This is a genomic window from Bifidobacterium longum subsp. longum JCM 1217 (genome assembly GCF_000196555.1).
Lineage (GTDB): Bacteria > Actinomycetota > Actinomycetes > Actinomycetales > Bifidobacteriaceae > Bifidobacterium > Bifidobacterium longum.
On the sequence record NC_015067.1, the window covers coordinates 115947 to 134967 of the forward strand.

At 61.2% G+C, this 19021-nt stretch carries 12 protein-coding genes, 1 tRNA gene and 1 pseudogene; 12 read left to right on the forward strand and 2 right to left on the reverse strand.

All coding sequences use genetic code 11. The annotated features are described in order from the left end of the window. Nucleotides 1–2481 carry an Ig-like domain-containing protein gene (locus BLLJ_RS00470; RefSeq protein ID WP_013582316.1) on the forward strand — a complete coding sequence of 827 codons (2481 nt, stop codon included), beginning with the start codon at nt 1–3 and terminating at the stop codon, nt 2479–2481. A gap of 389 nt (nt 2482–2870) precedes the next feature. Here the strand turns inward: BLLJ_RS00470 and BLLJ_RS00475 are convergent, their stop codons facing one another. Then, nucleotides 2871–3671, reverse strand: coding sequence for an ATP-binding protein (locus tag BLLJ_RS00475; protein WP_013582317.1), 801 nt, complete (start codon nt 3669–3671; stop codon nt 2871–2873). 130 nt (nt 3672–3801) lie between these two features. On the opposite strand from BLLJ_RS00475, the gene BLLJ_RS00480 reads away from it, so the two are divergent. The 3 genes from BLLJ_RS00480 (at nt 3802) to BLLJ_RS00490 (ending at nt 6514) form a co-directional block, all read left to right on the forward strand. Next, nucleotides 3802–5253, forward strand: coding sequence for an FAD-dependent oxidoreductase (locus BLLJ_RS00480; protein ID WP_015713215.1), 1452 nt, complete (start codon nt 3802–3804; stop codon nt 5251–5253). A gap of 174 nt (nt 5254–5427) precedes the next feature. Beyond that, entirely contained in the window at nt 5428–6366 is a 939-nt protein-coding gene (gene htpX, locus BLLJ_RS00485; protein ID WP_007055925.1) for a zinc metalloprotease HtpX, read from the forward strand. Between the two features lie 74 nt (nt 6367–6440). Next, nucleotides 6441–6514: transfer RNA gene (locus BLLJ_RS00490), tRNA-Gly, on the forward strand. A 62-nt stretch (nt 6515–6576) separates the two neighbouring features. Here the strand turns inward: BLLJ_RS00490 and fbaA are convergent. Then, nucleotides 6577–7644, reverse strand: a complete 1068-nt coding sequence (gene fbaA, locus BLLJ_RS00495) for a class II fructose-bisphosphate aldolase (protein ID WP_013582319.1) — start codon at nt 7642–7644, stop codon at nt 6577–6579. Nucleotides 7645–7859: 215 nt separating this feature from the next. Between fbaA and BLLJ_RS00500 the strand changes: the two genes are divergently transcribed. From BLLJ_RS00500 to BLLJ_RS00535, 8 genes and pseudogenes are all read left to right on the forward strand, one after another. Next, nucleotides 7860–9146 (forward strand): adenylosuccinate synthase, encoded by a 1287-nt coding sequence (locus tag BLLJ_RS00500; RefSeq protein WP_013582320.1) that lies wholly within the window; start codon nt 7860–7862, stop codon nt 9144–9146. A 23-nt stretch (nt 9147–9169) separates the two neighbouring features. Beyond that, nucleotides 9170–10753 (forward strand): ClC family H(+)/Cl(-) exchange transporter, encoded by a 1584-nt coding sequence (locus BLLJ_RS00505; protein WP_007051667.1) that lies wholly within the window; start codon nt 9170–9172, stop codon nt 10751–10753. 186 nt (nt 10754–10939) lie between these two features. Next, nucleotides 10940–12034, forward strand: a complete 1095-nt coding sequence (locus BLLJ_RS10825) for a fluoride efflux transporter FluC (protein ID WP_032685028.1) — start codon at nt 10940–10942, stop codon at nt 12032–12034. Beyond that, nucleotides 12034–12429, forward strand: coding sequence for a fluoride efflux transporter FluC (locus BLLJ_RS11075; RefSeq protein WP_007051665.1), 396 nt, complete (start codon nt 12034–12036; stop codon nt 12427–12429). The genes BLLJ_RS10825 and BLLJ_RS11075 overlap by 1 nt, the downstream gene beginning before the upstream one ends. A 274-nt stretch (nt 12430–12703) precedes the next feature. Next, entirely contained in the window at nt 12704–13789 is a 1086-nt protein-coding gene (locus BLLJ_RS00520; protein WP_007051663.1) for a LacI family DNA-binding transcriptional regulator, read from the forward strand. A 232-nt stretch (nt 13790–14021) separates the two neighbouring features. Beyond that, nucleotides 14022–15782, forward strand: a pseudogene (locus BLLJ_RS00525) (KUP/HAK/KT family potassium transporter); the annotation flags it as partial. Nucleotides 15783–16198: 416 nt separating this feature from the next. Next, nucleotides 16199–17746: an arabinosylfuranosidase ArfA gene (gene arfA, locus BLLJ_RS00530; protein ID WP_010081386.1), complete on the forward strand. Its 1548-nt coding sequence runs from the start codon at nt 16199–16201 to the stop codon at nt 17744–17746. Nucleotides 17747–17917: 171 nt separating this feature from the next. Next, the gene (locus BLLJ_RS00535) at nt 17918–18952 is read left to right on the forward strand and encodes a LacI family DNA-binding transcriptional regulator (protein ID WP_007051660.1); all 1035 of its coding nucleotides are present in this window, start codon (nt 17918–17920) and stop codon (nt 18950–18952) included. The last annotated feature ends 69 nt before the right edge of the window (nt 18953–19021 follow it).

A 19021-nucleotide genomic window follows, 5' to 3' on the forward strand; every position in this document is an offset into this window, starting at 1 on the left:
ATGACCATCGAAAGCACTACTTCGGCCGTGAAGGGCGGTGTGGCGAAACGATTCGCCGCACTGTTCGTAGCTGCGGCCACGCTGCTGGCTGGCGGTGTCTTCTCCGTATCGGCCGCGCCGAGTGCACTGGCGGACGACGCTGAAACGAATGTTGCGCTCAATGCAGAAAAAGGCAACGACAATGCACCAGACGTTCAGGTCAGCTATGTCACTGGCTGGAACAGCACTGCTGCCATCAATGACGATAGCTTGGACGGCAACGCCAGCTATGGCGGTTGGGGCACTTGGGGCAACACCAGTGCCAGCGAAACTGCCACTTACACATGGAATCGCGCCGTGACCACGTCCAAGTCTGTGGGCTACTACTGGACGAACGTCAAGACCGGTGATGGTGGCGTGCCGCTGCCCAAGGATGTCTCGATTGAGTATCTCAATGCTGATTCCGGCCAGTACGAGACCGTGCCGAACCTGAAGGTGGACAAGACATTCCCCGCCGACGACGAGCTCGACGCCACCAACCCGGTGTATGGTCCGTATACCTACACCTTCGACCAGGTCACCACCAAGTCCATGAAGCTTGTGGTGAACAAGAAGGCCAATGACAACAAGGGTATTACCGTCACTGAGTGGCAGGTGTTTGGTACCAGCGCTGCACTACCAGTGGATCCGGGCGACCCAGGTGCTTTCTTAGACGTGCAGCAAGTTGCCGTGCGCACCACGCCGGGCGTGGACCCGACCTCGAAGTTGCCTGCAGAAGTGTGGGCGACACCTCAAGATGGTCCCAGCATTAAGGTTCCAGTGACTTGGGAAACCGTTCCGGCCGACGCTTATGCTACAGCTGGTACTACCGCCGAAGTCAAGGGCACTACTGCTGCCGGTACCTATGACAACATCAAAGTTGCGGCCGGTCAGGCGACGGCCACTATTGGTGTCTACGACCAGCTCAACACCGAGGTGACCGACGCGGAGTACGTCTCCACCATCACCGCTCCCGGTGTCAAGCCGGTATTGCAGGATACCGTGGCGCTGACCTACGCTGACGGCTCGGTCGAGTCGGGTCACAAAGTGACTTGGGACAGTATCCCGGCCGCCGAGTATGCTGAAGCCGAACAGGTCGGCTTCGTGGAAGGCTCTATCGAGGGTGTCGGCAATATCAAGGCGGAAGGCACGTTCTTCGTCGTCGCGCCTTCCGACCCGAAAGCCCAGCCGATTGTTGCTATCGATTTCGACTCCGCGGCCCCCGGCTCCGGCTGGTACACCACTGCCCCGAAGTTCACCATCACCGCGCAGCGCGGCGTCTCCACCGTGCCGATAAAGACGATCGAGTACAAGATCGGCAAGGGCGAGTGGACCAGTGGCAAGGGCCCGATCAGCGTGACCGCGCAGGGTTCCGTGACCATTTCCGCCCGTGCCACCGATGAAAACGACAACAGCCGCGAGGTCTCCCAGACCATCAAGGTCGACACCAACGTGCCGGTGGTCACCGCTAAGCAGGAGAGCAAGAACGGCAACGATGTGGTCGTCTCTCTCACCGCTGATGACGGTGCCGCAGGCTCCGGCGTGACCCGTGTGCTGTACTCCACCGGCCCGTCCAGCAACCCGAAGTCCAACGAGAACACGATGTGGGGCACCTACACCGACGAGGACAAGGTGAAGGTGCAGCTCTCCGCTGACCACGACACTTACGTGCACTTCTATGCGCAGGATGCCGCCGGAAATGAGTCCGACTACGCCAACATCAATCTCGGCAAGGGCGAAGCCGTGACCCCGACCCCGACTCCGTCTGTGGATTCCGTTGCCGTCTCCGGTGATGGTGTCAAGGATGGCAAGCTGGCGCTGGTCGCTGGTGATACTGCCCAGTTGTCGGCCGAGGTGAAGGTGACCGGTGATGCGGCCAAGACCGTGGCCTGGAAGTCCTCCGACGCGAAGGTCGCTACTGTGGACAAGGATGGCAAGGTGACCGCCGTTGCCGAAGGTACGGCGACCATCACCGCCACCTCCACGGTTGACGAGAACAAGTCCGCGTCCGTCGAAGTCACGGTAACTAAGCCCGAGGCTCCGGTTCCGCCTGCCACCGATGAGGAGCGCAAGCCTCTTACCGACAAGATCGCCGCTGTTGAGAGTGAGAAGCTCAACCAGAACGACTACACGGCTGATTCGTGGAAGGCATATGCGGATGCACTTGCTGCCGCAAAGCAGGTAGTCAAGGATCCGGCCGCAACCGCACCGCAGGTGACCGCTGCGCTCAACAAACTCACTGCCGCACACGATGGTCTCGCCAAGAAGGATAGCGGCGAAAAGCCTGAACCGCAGAAGCCCGGTCAGCAGAAGCCTGGGCAAAACCAGAAGCCTGACCAGCAGCAGAAGAACGCTACTACCACTGCCCCCACGGGTAGTGCGGTGGCTGCCGTTGCTGCGGCCGTAGTTGTGCTCGGCGCGGCTGGCGCCGGTCTGGTTATCTGGCGCAAGCGCCGTGCCTGACGTGAGGCTATTGCCCCTAGGCTAATAACAACCCAATAATTGAATACAGGTCTTATACCTGAAGTTGATCTGCGTCGCACTGGCTTGAACCCGAATCGATGTTCGGGCTAAGCCTGTGCGGCGCATTTCGTTGCGGCTGTGTTGCTCATAATCCGGTATCGGAGTTATTCATTAGGTCGGTTTGACGTTTATTAGGTCGGTCCTTGGTCGGAGCGGCCCTTGAAACCCCGCCGTTCCAAGGGATGGCTTCAGCACCCTCCGACCTAATGAACGAAGAAATGGCCTAATGAATGCAATCGAGGTCGTAAAGAGCCGTTGGAGGTGACGTCTTCAGTGTCATCAAGGGATTCGCCGGTTGTGCAGTATTGTTATTGTTCTGCGGCGGCTCTTTACCGTCGGCCTTCTAGCCAATCGAGGGCGGAAGTGACGCGGATTCCTTGTGAGACATAACTATGTTCAACCCGACTGGTTACGTACTGTCGCTCACACGGTATACCGAGAACATTGCCAATTAAAGTGAGGTGCCGAGCGAATCGGTCATGATAGGTTTGTCCGGATTTGATTTCTATGAGCATACGGTTGTTAGGATCGGTGAAATCCAACAAATCCACCTCGACCTTGCTGGCATCGCGGTAGAAGAATAATTGTGGCTCCTGATTGGCGTTCAAATGCTGTTTCATGGTTTCCGCAATGATGAGGTTTTCAAATATATCGCCGAACTTGGGGTGCGCAACCAGTGCTTCGACCGTCCGAATGCCCAAGAGATGGCACAGCAAGCCAGTGTCATAAAAATAGAGTTTCGGCGTTTTGACCACCTGTTTGCGTGCGTTCGTGTAGAACGGTATGAGATGGAATGCGATGTAACTTGATTCCAGAATCGACATCCATGCCTTTACGGTTCGCGGACTTACACCAAGTTCATTGGCGATGTTGGTGTAGTTTATGAGTGCTCCGGAACTGAGTGCGCAAAGAGTCAAGAATCGGCGGAAGTCAGCCAAATTGCGTACATCAAGATATTCGGAAACATCACGTTCGATATAAGTGTCGATGTAGTTCGAGAAGAACAGATTGAGCGGCATTCTCGTGTCGTAAATGCGTGGATAACCGCCTTGCAGCATAAACGTATCCGGAGTAAGGGCCTGATCCGCCTTGCATGCTTCTTGGAATGAGAACGGCAATAACTTGACCAATAGGAAAACCCATAATCTGACATTAGCAGTGCTCGTAGGTTTCCCAAACGCACAAACTATGGCCTAATACACAGAATTCCCACCACCCTCCCTCTGTTGCAACGGAAGGCTTTGCGTTAGGCTAGAGCGCGTGACTGAATCTGTGAATACTGAACTCCGCATTGCTGTAATCGGCGCTGGCCCGGCCGGCGTCTACTCATCCGATATCTTCCTGCGCCAGCTCAAGAAGCTGGGCGAAGAACTTGGCCTCGGCACCGAAGCGCGCATCGACCTGTTCGAGAAGCTGCCGGTGCCGTTCGGCCTGGTGCGTTACGGTGTGGCCCCGGACCACCCGTCCATCAAGTTCATCGCCTCCGCGCTTGAGAAGACGCTCGACAACCCGAACATCCACCTCTACTGCGACGTGGAATTCGGCAAGGACGTGACTCTTGACGACCTGTTGGCCCGTTACGACGCCGTGCTGTTCGCCACCGGCGCGGTCAAGGACAAGCCGCTGAACCTGCCCGGTGCCGACCTTGAAGGCGTGTACGGCGCCGCCAAGTTCGTCGAATGGTATGACGGCTACCCCACCGGTGCCCGCGAATGGCCGCTTACGGCCGAGAACGTCGCCGTAATCGGCGGCGGCAACGTGGCCATGGACGTGGCCCGCGAACTCATGCGCAACGCCGACGACCTCAAGGTCAAGACCGACATTCCGGACAACGTGTACGAGGGCATCGGCCAGAACAAGGCCAAGGTGCTCCACCTGTTCATCCGCCGTGGCGTGGCCCAGGCCAAGTTCAGCGTGCAGGAACTGCGCGAGATGGAGAAGCTGCCCGGCGTGCAGCTCATCATCAACGAGGACGACTTCGATCTGGACGACGAGACCATCGAGGTGGCCGGCAAGGACAAGCTCACCCGCCAGATGGTCGAGGAGCTGTTCGCCATCCGCGAGATGGCCGAAGACATGGAAGACGACGGCGACGTCGACTTCGAAGGCAACCCGGCCGACCGAAAGTACTACGTGCACTTCAACTCCGCCCCCACCGAGATTCTCGGCGAGGACGGCAAGGTCAAGGCCATCCGCGTGGAGCGCACCGAAACCGGTGCCGACGGCAAGATGCACCGCACCGGCGAGTTCACCGACTACCCGGTTGAGGCCGTCTACCACGCCATCGGTTACAAGCCCGCCGAAGCCCCCGGCATTGCCTACGACGAGCACGGCGCCCACCTGGCCAACGCCAACGGCGACGGCCGCATCACCACCGAGGCCGACGGCGGCGAAGTGCGCGACCGCCTGTACGCCACCGGTTGGGCCAAGCGCGGCCCGGTGGGCCTGATCGGCTCCACCAAGTCCGATGCGCTCGCCATCGTGACCAACATGCTCGAGGATCTGGCCAAGGCCGCTGAAGGTGGCCGTGTGGCAGCCGACCGCGACCCCGAATCCATCGACCGACTGCTGGCCGAGCGCGGCATTCGCCCGATCGACTTCGCCGGCTGGAAGAAGGTCGACGCTTTCGAGCGCGCCGAGGGTGCCAAGGAAGGCCGCGAGCACAAGAAGGTCATCGAGCCCGACCAGATGCGCGAGCTCGCCCACGCCTGACGGCCCGCCCACGCCCGTCCGGCATTCGTCCGGCATTCGTCCGGCATTCGTCCACCCGGCCGCGCCCCGTGCGGACGCGGCCGGGCTCGGGGCCGGACGGGCCGGGCGAATATGGGACATTTCTCGCGGCGCATATCCAGCAATCATTCAGCCTGCGATTTTAGTGTGTGCATTATGGATGCCAAAGTACGGGTGCACGGCCATTTCAACGGCCTGAAGACAACGCTGCTGTTTGCCCTGATGTGGGCCATCATCATGCTGATTTGGTGGGCCACGGGCGGCAGTCGGCAAACCCTGAGCATCTATATTGTCATCGGCCTGATTACCACGTTCGGCACCTACTGGTTCTCCGACAAACTCGCCATCGCCTCCATGGGTGCGCGGGAAGTCAGCGAACAGGAAGCCCCGGAAATCTACCAGATCGTGCGTGAACTGAGCGCCAAGGCCGGCAAGCCGATGCCGCGCATCTACATCGCCCCCACCATGAGCCCGAACGCCTTCGCCACCGGACGCAACGAACGGCACGCGGCTGTCTGCTGCACCCAAGGCATCCTGCAGATTCTCAACGCCCGTGAACTGCGTGGTGTGCTGGGCCACGAACTTATGCACGTGTACAACCACGACATCCTGACTTCCGCCATCGCCTCTGCCATGGCCACTGTCATCTCCTATCTGGGCTATTCGCTGATGTATTTCGGTGGCGGCTCGCGAGACGACCGCGATAGTTCCGGTGGCCTCGGCCTGATCGGCGCATTGCTGAGCGTGATTCTCGCGCCGATTGCCGCGTCTTTGATCCAGATGGCCATCTCCCGCACCCGCGAATACGACGCCGATGAAGACGGCAGCTTGCTCACCGGCGATCCCGAGGCCCTGGCTTCCGCGCTGAACAAGATTTCCTACGGCGCACAGACCGCGCCGATGCGCAAAACCGCCGGCACCCAGTCCGTCTCCGCAATGATGATCGCCAACCCGTTCTCCGCGGTCGGTTTCTCGCGCTTGTTCTCCACGCACCCGCCGACCGATGAGCGCATAGCGCGTCTCATGCAGATGGCCAACGAAATGAACGGCACGCCGATCGCTCCGCCCACCTACTCCACGCGCGTCGGCAGGTGACGTGCTAGGATAACTATTCGTGCCTCGTTTGGCTGAGCATGCTCGTCACGTGAGGTGCAGCAGCCGTAAGGCATGCGGACATAGTTCATCGGTAGAATGAAAGCTTCCCAAGCTTTAGAGGCGGGTTCGACTCCCGTTGTCCGCTCCATTGATTTTCAATGATTTTCATTATTTCCGGGAAAGTGTCGCGCACGATCGCAAAACTACGCGCTATTTGAGCGCTTTGCCCGCGGAACCCAGCTGCCGGCAAGCCTCGACCACGCGGGCGGACATGGAATCCTCAGCCTTACGGCCCCAAGAACGCGGATCGTAGAACTTCTTCTCGCCCACTTCGCCGTCGATCTTCAGCACCTTGTCGTAGTTCTCGAACACGTGGTCGGCGATTGGACGGGTGAAGGCGTACTGGGTATCGGTGTCGATGTTCATCTTGATCACGCCGTAGCTTACAGCTTCGGCGATTTCTTCCGGGCGTGAACCGGAGCCGCCGTGGAACACCAGCTCAAACGGCTTGCCGTTGGGGAAATCGACTATGCCGGCCGCGCTAGGCAACTCGCCTTCGGCCACCGCGCGCGCCACACGCGCCTGAATGTCGCCGAGTAGCGACGGACGCAGCTTGACCACGCCGGGCTTGTAGGCGCCATGCACATTGCCGAATGTGAAAGCGGCCATGTACCGGCCACGTTCGCCCAAACCCAGTCGGCGGGCGACTTCGAGGCCATCTTCCGGAGTGGAATACAGCTTTTCATTGATTTCGGCGGAGTGACCGTCTTCCTCACCGCCGACCGCGCCGATTTCGATTTCGAGCACGGTGTGCGCCTTCTGCGACTTGTCGAGCAGTTCCTCGGCGATGTCCAGATTTTCCTTGAGCGGCACGGTGGAGCCATCCCACATATGCGACTGGAATGTAGGCTCCTGGCCTCGTGCCACCTGATCGGCCTCATGCGCGAGCAGAGGACGCGCCCACTCATCCAGATACTGCTTGGCGCAGTGATCGGTGTGCAGAGCGATGGTGATGTTCGGGTATTTCGCAGCCACTTCATGTGTGAAAGCCGCCAGCGCCAGCGAGCCGGTAACGCGATCATTGACCCCCCTGCCGGAGACGTAGGCCGCGCCTCCCACGGAAATCTGGATGATGCCGTCGGACTCGGCGTCTGCGAAGCCCTTCAACGCAGCATTCAGTGTCTGTGAGCTGGTTACGTTGATGGCTGGATAGGCGTAACCGCCTCGGCGGGCGGCCTCGAGCATTTCGGCATAGCGTTCCGGTGTTGCGATCGTCATGGCTTCATTATCGCGCGAGGCATGCCCTCTAGGCCCCGTTCTTCAACCTGTGCGCTGTGCGATTGGTCACAGCATCGCCTCGTACGAGTAGAAATTCGTCACCCATTCCGGGTTGTCGCGCCTCCAGCCTCGCCCTGCGTGAGACGAAACTTCGCAGGGTAGAGGGTGTAAGGTAGTCTGTTTCCGGCGGAATCGTGCGAATGCGGAGGTGCATCATGCCTGGAATTGTTCTTATCGGTGCTCAGTGGGGCGACGAGGGTAAAGGCAAGGCTACCGATCTGATCGGCACCAAGGTCGATTACGTCGCGCGCTTCAACGGCGGCAACAACGCGGGCCATAGCGTGGTGGTCGGCGATGAGTCGTACGCCCTGCATCTGCTGCCCTCCGGCATCATCAACCCGAACCTGACCCCGGTGATCGGCAACGGCGTGGTCGTGGACCCGGAAGTGCTCTTCGAGGAGATCGACGGCTTGGAATCCCGCGGCATCGATTGCTCCCACCTCAAGGTGAGCGAGGCCGCACACATCATCGCGCCCTACCACCGCACACTCGACAAGGTGACTGAACGCTTCCTTGGCAAGCACAAGATCGGCACCACCGGCCGTGGCATCGGCCCGGCCTACGCGGACAAGATCAACCGTGTCGGCATCCGCGTGCATGACCTGTTCAACGCCGACCATCTGCACGACAAGGTGGAGGCCAGCCTGCACCAGAAGAACCAGATGCTGGTCAAGCTCTACAACCGTCGTCCGATCGACGTGGACCGGACCACCGAGGAGCTGCTGAAGCTCGGCGAACGCCTCAAGCCGTACGTGGCCAACACCGGCCTGATTCTCAACAAGGCGCTTGACGAAGGCAAGACCGTACTGTTTGAAGGCGCTCAGGCCACCATGCTTGACGTGGACCACGGCACCTACCCGTTCGTCACCTCTTCCAACCCGACCGCCGGCGGCGCCTGCACCGGCACCGGCGTGGGCCCCACCAAGATCACCCGCGTAATCGGCGTCTCCAAGGCCTACGTCACCCGCGTGGGCGAAGGCCCATTCCCCACCGAACTGCTGGACGAGTCCGGCGAATGGCTGCGTCAGCAGGGCCACGAGTTCGGCGTGACCACCGGCCGCCCGCGTCGCTGTGGTTGGTTCGATGCGGTCGTCAACCGTTACGCCTCCCAGGTCAACGGCCTGACCGACATCGTGCTCACCAAGCTCGACGTGCTCACCGGCCTGAAGGAGATTCCGATCTGCGTGGCTTACGACGTGGACGGCGAACGTCACGACGATATGCCGACCGATCAGGCCGCTTTCGCCGCCGCCAAGCCGATTTACGAGACCATGCCCGGCTGGGACGAAGACATCTCCGACTGCCACTCCTTCGACGAGCTGCCCGCCACCTGCCAGGCCTACGTCAAGCGTTTGGAAGAGCTGAGCGGCTGCCGTATCTCCGCGATCGGCACCGGTCCGCAGCGCGATCATGTCATCCAGATCAATTCGCTGGTCGACTGACCGTCTGCAACGAATTTCCCGGCTTGACTGGTAACGACGCGGCACATGATATCCGCCGGCTGATTCCGCGATTCGACCACTTGAAGTGGAAGATGGCGGCGGCCGGCATAGTCATTGGTCTGGTTTCAGGATTGCTGGTTGTCGTATACCGTCTCGGCATCGAATACGGCACGGATGCGTCCCGTTGGATATATGCGCGGATTCGCGAGACCCCGTGGCTGATTGCGCCGTGGGCGGTTGCCGCGGTGGCGGCCGCGCTGGCGATCGCGTGGATGGTCGGCAAGGAGCCGATGGCTGGTGGCAGCGGCATCCCGCAGACCAACGGCGTGGTGATATGCGGCTTGAAGATGCGTTGGCAGACGATTCTGCCAGTCCGTTTCGTCGGTGGACTGTTGGGCGCGTTGTTTGGTCTGTCGCTCGGCCGTGAGGGGCCGTCCATTCAGATTGGTGCGTCGGGCGCGCAGTGTGTGTCCCACCGTTTGCGCGGCCGCCGCCGTGAGGACATGCAGGAGCATTATCTGGTCACCGCCGGTGCCGCGGCCGGCTTGTCCGCCGCGTTCAGCGCGCCGCTGTCCGGCATGATGTTCGCTTTGGAAGGGGTGCATCGGAGTTTTTCCCCTGCGATTCTGATGGGCGCCACCGCCGCATCGCTGACCGCCGATTTCGTCTCAAAATACTGTTTCGGTCTGCGTCCGGTTTTGGATTTCGGTGATATCGGTCAGCTGTCGTTGGAAGAGTATGTGTGGCTGATTCCGTTGGGATTGGTGGCCGGTTTGGTTGGTTCGCTGATGAACCGCTCGTTGCTTGGCTTCCAGACGCTGTACGGCAAACTGCCGGCATGGAGCCGCCCGATGATTGCGATTGCGATCGCGTTGCCTGTCGGCATCTGGTTGCCCGATGTGCTCGGCGGCGGCTCGAATCTGATTGATACCGCCGAACATGCGCGCGTCGGCTTGGGAATGCTGTGTCTGCTGTTCGTGGCGAAGATGCTGTTCACATCCACGAGTTTCGGCTCAGGCGCGCCTGGCGGTATTTTCATGCCGATTCTTGCGGTCGGTTCGTTGGCCGGCGGCATCTGCGGTGAAGTGTTGCATCGATTCGGTGATCTGCCATCCGACGCAGTGGCGGTGTTTGCGGTGTGCGTGATGACGGGCACGCTCGCCGCGTCCGTGAAAACGCCGATCACGTCGATTCTGTTGGCTGTGGAGATGTCTGGAACGTTGACGCACATGCTGCCGGTCGCGGCCGTCGCTTTCGTCGCGCTGTTGGTGTCCGATTTGCTGCGCACCAAACCGATTTATGGGGAGTTGCTGGAGCGGTACGTGCGCGCGCAAGGCATGCAGATGGCGATCGCAAGCCATGTGGGCAGCGGCATTATGGAACTGCCATTGGAAATGGGAGCGATTGCGGACGGCAAGCGGGTGCGTGACGTGCGTTGGCCGTCTGGGTGCCTGATCATCGGCCTGCGTCGCGGCGAAAGCGAGATCGTGCCGCGCGGCGATACACGGCTGCGTGCCGGCGACTATCTGGTGGTGCTGTTCAGTGGCGAGGAGGAGCGCGAGGTGCGACCTGCGATGCGGCGGCTGTGTGATGCCCGGCTTGACTGAGCCTGGCTGAATTCGGCTGGACTCTGGATGTACGAATCTGCGGAATCGGACATCCAGGGTGCATACGTTGGCGCTCCGTGTAAACTCATATGCGTTAGGAAGGCGGCAACCGCGGCCCAGCTCGTTGTTGCACGGCCTATGGGCGGAACAACGCTGTCCGCGGAAGGCCAGTACAGGGGGAGCGCAATGGAATCGCAAGAACAATCGCCGGGAGACGTGGTGACTGCGGGTGAGGACTCACATCCCATCACGCAGGCAATCGACACTGTTGAGGTGATGCATGCTGGTGCAACCGCGCCCGCCGCTAACACCATGGATCCGCCTACGATTCCCCTGGCGCCGATGAAACGTATGCAGGCGCGGTTCAATCCGCTCGCCGACGGACTGATGTATGTTGTGGTGTTCGTCGGTGGATTTGTTGGAGTCGGCTGTCGGCATGCGTTGGATATGCTCCTGCCGTCGGTCAGCGGGACGCCATTCGTTGTGGGCACGTTTGTGTCGAATATGGTCGCCTGCTTCCTGTTCGCGATGCTGAACGAATTCATGGCGACCGCTTCGTGGCTGCGTCGCCGGGTGCGGCAGGTTGTCAGCCGTGGCGTTGGGCTCGGCTTGCTCGGCGGGCTTTCGACGATGTCCGGCGTGATGCTGGAAACGATGGAAGGTCTGCACGAGCGGCATATCGCCAGTGCGCTTGGCTATCTTGCGGGAAATTTTGCAGGCGGTTTGCTCACTGCCGCCGCCGGCGTGGTTCTGATGCAGGCACTGCTGTCACGGAGTACTCGAAAGCGGGTTCGGGGTGCGTTTTCAGCTGTTTCCGTGTCCGATTCCGCCGAATCGGACACGCAGGGCGTACGCCATGTGAAAGTGGCCGACGTGGCGCGTTCTGCCGCGCAGGCCGCAATGGAAGCCGCGCAGGCGGCGCAGCAGGCCGCGCAGACGGCCCAGCAGATTGCACAGACGGGACAGGTTCCGCGAGTCGAAACGCCAACCGTGCCGCCGACTGCCATCCAGCCTATGCAGACAGGCCACGTTCCGCAGATTCCTCCGCTGGTCGTTCCTCAGCTGACACAGTCATCGCAGCCGTTGTTGCGCGAGCCGGATACTTCAGACTTGGGGCAGCTGCCCGAGCCGATTCAGCAGTCGCAACCAATCCAGCAGCCCCAGCAGCAGTCGCAGCCAATCCAGCAGCCGGCCAACCCGCTTCCACCCAGCTTCGAGCCCAAACCGATCACTGCGGAGATTTCGCTTGTCGCCGACCCGACTACCGGGGAGGTGCGCTGATGATGTGGATGATCTGTCTGTTCGGCGGTCTGGGAGCCATGGCCCGTTACGTGCTCGACGTGTCAATTCAACGAGGCTGGAACCGCGAGAATCGAAGAACGAACCGCAACTTCCCGCTATCCACGCTCGTCATCAACGGCGTCGCCTCGCTATGCGCGGGCATCGCCATGATGTCCTACTATTCGCAATCGGTGGATATGGACACGGTCATGATGTTCGTTGTCGGATTTCTCGGTGGTTTCTCAACATTCTCCACGGCGCTCAACGAAGTGGTTTCATTGATTCGCCAGCGTCGTTTTACGCTGGCTCTGGGCTATGGAATAGCAACCGTCGCGGTGCCTCTCATTTGCGTGGCCGCCGGTTTCGGCATTGCGCTGCTTGCCAATCCGGCGTAATTTTCACGTTACACGGACGGTCGCTGAGTAACGTGAAAGAAATCTGAGCGCCACCGCCATCAAGGCCGCCAGTCCGGATGCAACGCTGGTGATTGCATTCGACCAGACCAAGCCGCTGCTGAAGGCCTTCGCCTCCGCAGGAGTCGACACTAAGAAGCTGTATTTCGTTGCCGGACTGTCGAACAGGTTCGAGAGAATGTAAATGAATGTAATATTTCGTGGTAAGCACGTGAGCATACAACGATAGAACAGTGATAACGGGGAAGGTGCGATCATGGTCGGCATGCGCGATGTGGCGAAGAAGGCCGGGGTGTCTCTGAGCACCGTCTCGCTGGTGGTGAACGGCAACGGGTACGTGTCTGATGACATGCGCGAACGTGTGCGCAAAGCCATGCAAGCCCTCAATTATGTGCCGAACGAGCTTGCCCGCAATCTGTATCATGATTGCACGAATCTGGTCGGCGTCATCGTGCCTACCATCCGCCACCCGTTCTTTGCGACGTTTACCGCACATCTGCAGCATGCACTCGCCGCGCAAGGATTACGCACTATGCTGTGCTCTACCGCAGATGAGGCGGATGGCGAAATCCAGTATGTCGACATGTTGCGTCGGCACATGATGGACGGCATCGTCATGTGTGCGCACACTTCGCATCCCGGCGATTATTGGACGTCGATTCATCGCCCGATCGTCGCGTTCGACCGTGTGCTTGGAGACGGTATTTCGTCAATCGGATCCGACCACGAGCAGGGTGGGCGATTGATTGCGCAGATGCTGATCCGCAATGGTGCCAAACATGTGGTGATGATTGGCGGTCCGCGAGATCAATTCTTCGATTTGGCTGCGCGCGGAGAAGTCGAGGAAGGACCGTTCGATTTGGGAAAGACCACGTTCCCGACGGTGCGCTACTACCTCACGTTGGAACAGGAATTGACCTCCGCAGGCGTGAAATACGAGTATGTTGAAGCTGGCGAAGTGATGGATTTTGCCGGCTATCATCGTGCGGTCAGCAATGCGCTCGACAAGGTGACGACCGACGGCGTCGATGCCGTGGTCAGTTCCGATATTGGTGCATCGTTCTGCGTGCGCGAAGCGTTGGGCCGTGGAATTTCCATTCCTGACGAGCTGCAGATCGTTGCCTACGATGGTACGTATTTGACTGATTTGGCCGGCATGAAGCTGACCGCGGTCGCGCAGGATTTCTCGGCGATCGCACAGTCGGCGGCCGACCATATCGTGCAGGCGATTGCCAATGAGGAAGTGGCCGCGGCTAACGCTTCACGCAAGAACATCCCCAAGCCGTTCGAGCCGAACGTGCTTATTCCCATGACACTGGTGCCAGGCGATACCACGCGTTGATACTGTGCGTCTTCATGCGTGTGCCCGGTGTGGATCGCATCGATTTCAGCGGCGTCCACAACCGGCGAACGCCCGTCGATAGTCGTGCTCATCATCCGACTTGTGCACATGTGTCCGATTCTGCCGAATCGGACGTCTGAGTTCCGAAAAATGTGTTCTGTGTGTCCGATTCTGGAGAATCGGTCATGTGTGATGTGAATTGGGATGTTTGGATGTCCGTTTCTGCAGAATCATCTTTGCTCTGTACTCGTTGATTCGCAAATACGGCGCATGGCTCGTCATACCGGCCATGCTCGGCGGCGCGGCCTTCCTGGCGGACTCGGTGCTGACGCCGGCCGTGTCGATCTCGTCCGCCGTCGAAGGCCTGAAGACGCTGCCGGCGTTGGAGCATCTGTTCACCGAGAACAAGGATCTGACGATGATGATCACCGCGGTGATCATCGTGATCCTGTTCGCCGTGCAGTCGCGCGGCACCGAATCGATCGGCAAGGTCTTCGGCTCGGTGGTGATGGTCTGGTTCGCGTTCCTGGCGATCGTCGGCGTGGTAGCCATCGGCAACGACTGGTCCGTGCTCGCCGCACTCAACCCGTACTACGGCATCAAGTTCCTGTTCAGTCCGAATAACGCCACCGGTCTGGCGCTGATGGGCACCGTGTTCCTTTCGACCACCGGCGCCGAGGCGCTGTACTCGGATATGGGCCACGTGGGCCGCGGCAACATCTACTTCACCTGGCCGTTCATCAAGGTGGCGCTGGTGCTCAACTACTTCGGCCAGGGCGCGTGGATGCTGCGCAACCAGAACAACCCCGAACTGGCCGACGCCGAGGGGATCACCCCGTTCTTCCAGATGATGGATCCGAACGTGCGCTATGTGGCCGTCGTGCTGTCGGCCACCGCCGGCATCATCGCCTCCCAGGCGCTGATTACGGGCGCGTTCACCATGGTCTCCGAGGCCACCGGCCTCAACTGGATGCCGCATCTGCAGGTCTGTTACCCTGCCCGTACCCGCGGCCAGCTGTACATTCCGGTCGTCAACGTGGTGCTGTGCGTGGCCACGCTGGCCGTGCTGCTGCTGTTCCGCGATTCGGAACATATCTCGGCGGCCTACGGCTTGGCACTGACCATCACGATGATCACCACCACGATCCTGCTGGGCATCTACCTGTGGCACCGCAGCAACAAGTTCGGCGCCGTTGTGTTCACCATCGTGTTCCTGGCGATCCAGGTCCTGTTCTTCGCCGCCTCGATGGCCAAGTTCCTGCACGGCGGCTGGTTCACGCTGCTGCTCACGCTGGCGATCCTCATGATCATGTACACGTGGAACGAGGGCACCAAGCTGGAGCGCTCGCAGCGTCGGCACATGATGCCGAAGGACTTCCTCCCCGCGCTGGACAAGCTGCACGGCGATAGCCGCATCCACCGGTTCGCGGACAACATCGTCTACCTGACCAGCGATCCGGACCTGAAGCGTCTCGATACGGACATCTTCTTCTCGATCTTCGCCGACCACCCCAAGCGCGCCCGCGCATGGTGGGCGGTGGCCGTCGAGACCACCGACGAGCCGTTCACCCGTGAGTATTCGGTCGAGAGCTTCGGTACCGACTACCTGTTCCGTGTGCGCATCCGCCTCGGCTTCAAGGTCTCGCAGTCCATCCCGGCCTACCTGCATCAGATCATGCACGATCTGGAGAAGACCGGCGAGCTGCCGAACCAGCAGTCGATCTACCCGAAGCTTGACGCCGATCCCGGCATCGGCACCATCCGCTACGTGGTGATCCACAAGGCGCTGATGCCCGAGTCGAAGGTCTCCGGCCGTGGCGCCCTCTCGCTGCAGATCAAGTACGCGATCCGCCGCGTGGCCGGTTCCCCGGTCAAGTGGTTCGGCCTGGCGCCGTACAACCCGCTGGTCGAGGTGCAGCCGCTGTTCGTGTCCACGCGCCGCCCGCCGCGCCTGACCCGCGTGGCCAGCCAGGCGCCCAAGCGCGAGGGCTGAGCCGGCAGGCCGAACAGCCGGTGCGAGCCGGGTGGCCTAATGGCATGTCAGGGGGCCGCGAACCGTCATCGTACGGTTCGCGGCCTTTGCATATGCGAATGATGCAGAGTGGGCGGTACTGCTTGTGAATGTAGCGGGTGGACGGGTGACGTGGTTGATGCCTTTTGCCGTATGTTCACGGTGGCTATGCGTCGGATGGGACTGTAATTCGACTTCTTGGGATCTTTTTTGCTGCAGTGGTGCGCCAAAAGGTCTCAGCCGTCTCTGCGCCACGCCTTCCGGCAGTCAGTACAAGGTTGTACTACACTGGTGGCTGCCACACGGATGTCCCCGGTCGCCCGCGCCTCCGCGGTACATCGTTGTATGGATACGTGTCACGTATGCAGAGTGCATGCAGATATGTAGAAAGGAATCCCATGCCCCAGCAGGACCATCTGACCGCACGTCTCGTCGTCGATGACGATTTTGAGGTCGCTCCGGTCAACAATCGTCTGTTCGGTTCGTTCGTCGAGCACCTTGGCCGTTGCGTGTACACCGGCATCTACGAGCCCGACCACCCGACCGCCGACGAGCACGGCTTCCGCAAGGACGTCATCGACCTGGTCAAGGAACTCGGCGCCACCACCATCCGCTACCCGGGCGGCAACTTCGTGTCCGGCTACCGCTGGGAGGACGGCATCGGCCCCAAGCAGGAACGTCCCCGTCGACTCGATCTGGCCTGGCATTCCAGCGAAACCAACGAATTCGGCCTGCACGAGATGGCCGAATGGCTTGAGGCCACCGGCGGCAACGAGCTGATGGAGGCCGTCAACCTGGGCACGCGCGGCCTGCAGGAGGCCCTGGACCTGCTGGAGTACGCGAACGTGCCCGGCGGCACCGAGCTGTCGGAACGTCGCCGCGCCAACGGCGCCGACAAGCCGTTCGATATCCGCATGTGGTGCCTGGGCAACGAGATGGACGGCCCGTGGCAGCTCGGCCACAAGTCCGCCGAGGACTACGGCATGCTCGCCGCCTCCGTGGCCGCCGGCATGCGCCAGATCGATCCGGATGTGGAACTGGTGGTGTGCGGCTCCTCCGCCCATGGCATGCCGACCTTCGGCAAGTGGGAGCAGACCGTTCTTGAGAAGACCTACGAGAACGTGAACTTCGTCTCCTGCCACGCCTACTACCAGCCGTTCTTCAAGGAGGACGGCACGCGCGACATGGCCAGCTTCCTGGCCTCCGGCGTGGATATGGACGGCTTCATCAAGGACGTGGCCGCCACCATCGACGCCACCAAGGCCCATCTGAAGAGCGCGCACGACGTGTACATCTCGTTCGATGAATGGAATGTCTGGTACCAGGGTGAGGAGCCGAGCAAGACCCCCGAGGGCATCGGCAACTGGCCGGTGGCCCCGCGTCTGCTGGAGGACATCTACACCGCCGCCGACGCCGTGGTGTTCGGCGATCTGATGATCACGCTGCTCAAGAACGCCGACCGCGTGCGCGCCGCCAGCCTGGCGCAGCTGGTCAATGTCATCGCCCCGATCATGACGGAGCCGGGCGGCCCGGCCTGGCGCCAGACCACGTTCCACCCGTTCTCCGTGACCGCGCGCCTGGCCAAGGGCGGCACCGTGCTGGAGCCGAAGCTGTCCGCCGGCACCGTGGATACGCCGCGCTATGGCGAGGTCGACGGCGTGAACGCCGTGGCCGTGCGCTGCGCCGACGGCTCGCTCGCCGTGTTTGCGGTGAACCGTTCGCTCGAGGCGACCGCCGAGTTCGAGATCAGGCTGCAGGACGGCGCGCAGCCGGCATCCGTCGAGGCGCAGACGCTGCACGACGACGATCTGTTCGCTGCGAATACGCTCTACGACCAGAACCGTGTGACCCCGCACGCCAACGGGTCGGCCATGTACGATGCCGAGTCCGGCGTGGTCCGCGTCTCCCTGCCGCCGGTGAGTTGGACCGCCCTGCACATCAAGTGACGCGATGGGCCGCGCGGTCCGTTCCGGAGAAGGACGGATCGCACGGCCCTTGCTTCCCGGGCCGGGCGGAAGGGACCGGACCGGCCGGGGAAAACGCGTTATGCTGGAATCAGACGGGCGTTCCGCCTGAACCGTGCGGAACATGCCCGATGGTGCGACGAGAGGGGTGCTGTGGCGAAACGGGTGACCATCACCGACGTGGCGCGCGAGACGGGCGTCTCCATCAAAACGGTGTCGAATGTGCTGAACAACACCGGCAGTATGCGCCCGGAGACGCGCCAGCGTGTCCAGGATGCCATCGAACGCCTCGGATACCGCGTTAACGTGTCCGCCCGCGCCATGAAAACCGGCGGCACGAAGCTCATCGGACTGGCCATCACCGATTTCTGCCAGCCGTTCATGCCCTATCTCGCCGACAGCATCGTGGCGGCGGCACGTTCCCGCGGGTACGCGGTGATCACCGATACCTACAACAGCGCCGGCGGCTTGGCGCAGGCGATCCCGGAGACGAAGAAGCTGGCCGCGGACGGCTGGATTTTCTTCATGGGCTCGCCGATCACGGATCGCACGATACTGCACCAGCCGTATCCGTTGGTGATTGTGGGCGATTACGATACGCAGGGACTGGCCGATTGGGTCACGATGCCGAACGTGGAGGCCGTACGCACCGCGGTGGGGGCGCTGCTGGATTCGGGATGCCGTAGGATCGCGTTGATCGGCGGCACCGCGGAGAACGCATGCCCGGATGCCGACCGCGAGTCGCGGCCCGAAACCACCAGCACGATGCGTACCCGCGGCTATGTGTTGGCCCATGAGGAGCGTGGCCTGCAGGTCGATTGGCGGCTGGTCCGTAACGCGGATTGGGTGCAGTCCGGCGGCCGCGATGCGGTGGCGGGGCTGTTGGACGATCCGGATGCGCCGCGTCCGGATGCGGTCATGTGCCTGAACGACGCGCTCGCCATCGGGGTGATTCATGAGCTGCAGCGGCGCGGCGTGCGCGTGCCGCAGGATATGCAGGTCATTGGGTTCGACAACGTGCCGGATGCCGAGTACTGCATGCCCGGATTGACGACGATCGACCCGCATGTGGATGATTACGCGCGACATGCCGTGGATATGCTGATCGCGCGCATCGAGGGGTCGGCGGATCCGTTCCGCACGTATGTGACCTCCTACGATCTGGTGCGTCGTGCCTCGACGTGTTGACGGCCCGGCGTTCGCCTGGACATGGGTCTGTGACGGGCTGCTGTCGCCTCTCCCGTGGCGTATTCCGGG

What these genes read in the sequence shown, in the direction of transcription:
- BLLJ_RS00470 (WP_013582316.1), top strand. Translation starts at nt 1, where the DNA reads ATGACCATCGAAAGCACTACTTCGGCCGTGAAGGGCGGTGTGGCGAAA.
- BLLJ_RS00520 (WP_007051663.1), top strand. Translation starts at nt 12,704, where the DNA reads ATGGTCGGCATGCGCGATGTGGCGAAGAAGGCCGGGGTGTCTCTGAGC.
- BLLJ_RS11075 (WP_007051665.1), top strand. Translation starts at nt 12,034, where the DNA reads ATGATGTGGATGATCTGTCTGTTCGGCGGTCTGGGAGCCATGGCCCGT.
- htpX (WP_007055925.1), top strand. Translation starts at nt 5,428, where the DNA reads ATGGATGCCAAAGTACGGGTGCACGGCCATTTCAACGGCCTGAAGACA.
- fbaA (WP_013582319.1), bottom strand. Translation starts at nt 7,644, where the DNA reads ATGACGATCGCAACACCGGAACGCTATGCCGAAATGCTCGAGGCCGCC.
- BLLJ_RS00500 (WP_013582320.1), top strand. Translation starts at nt 7,860, where the DNA reads ATGCCTGGAATTGTTCTTATCGGTGCTCAGTGGGGCGACGAGGGTAAA.
- arfA (WP_010081386.1), top strand. Translation starts at nt 16,199, where the DNA reads ATGCCCCAGCAGGACCATCTGACCGCACGTCTCGTCGTCGATGACGAT.
- BLLJ_RS10825 (WP_032685028.1), top strand. Translation starts at nt 10,940, where the DNA reads ATGGAATCGCAAGAACAATCGCCGGGAGACGTGGTGACTGCGGGTGAG.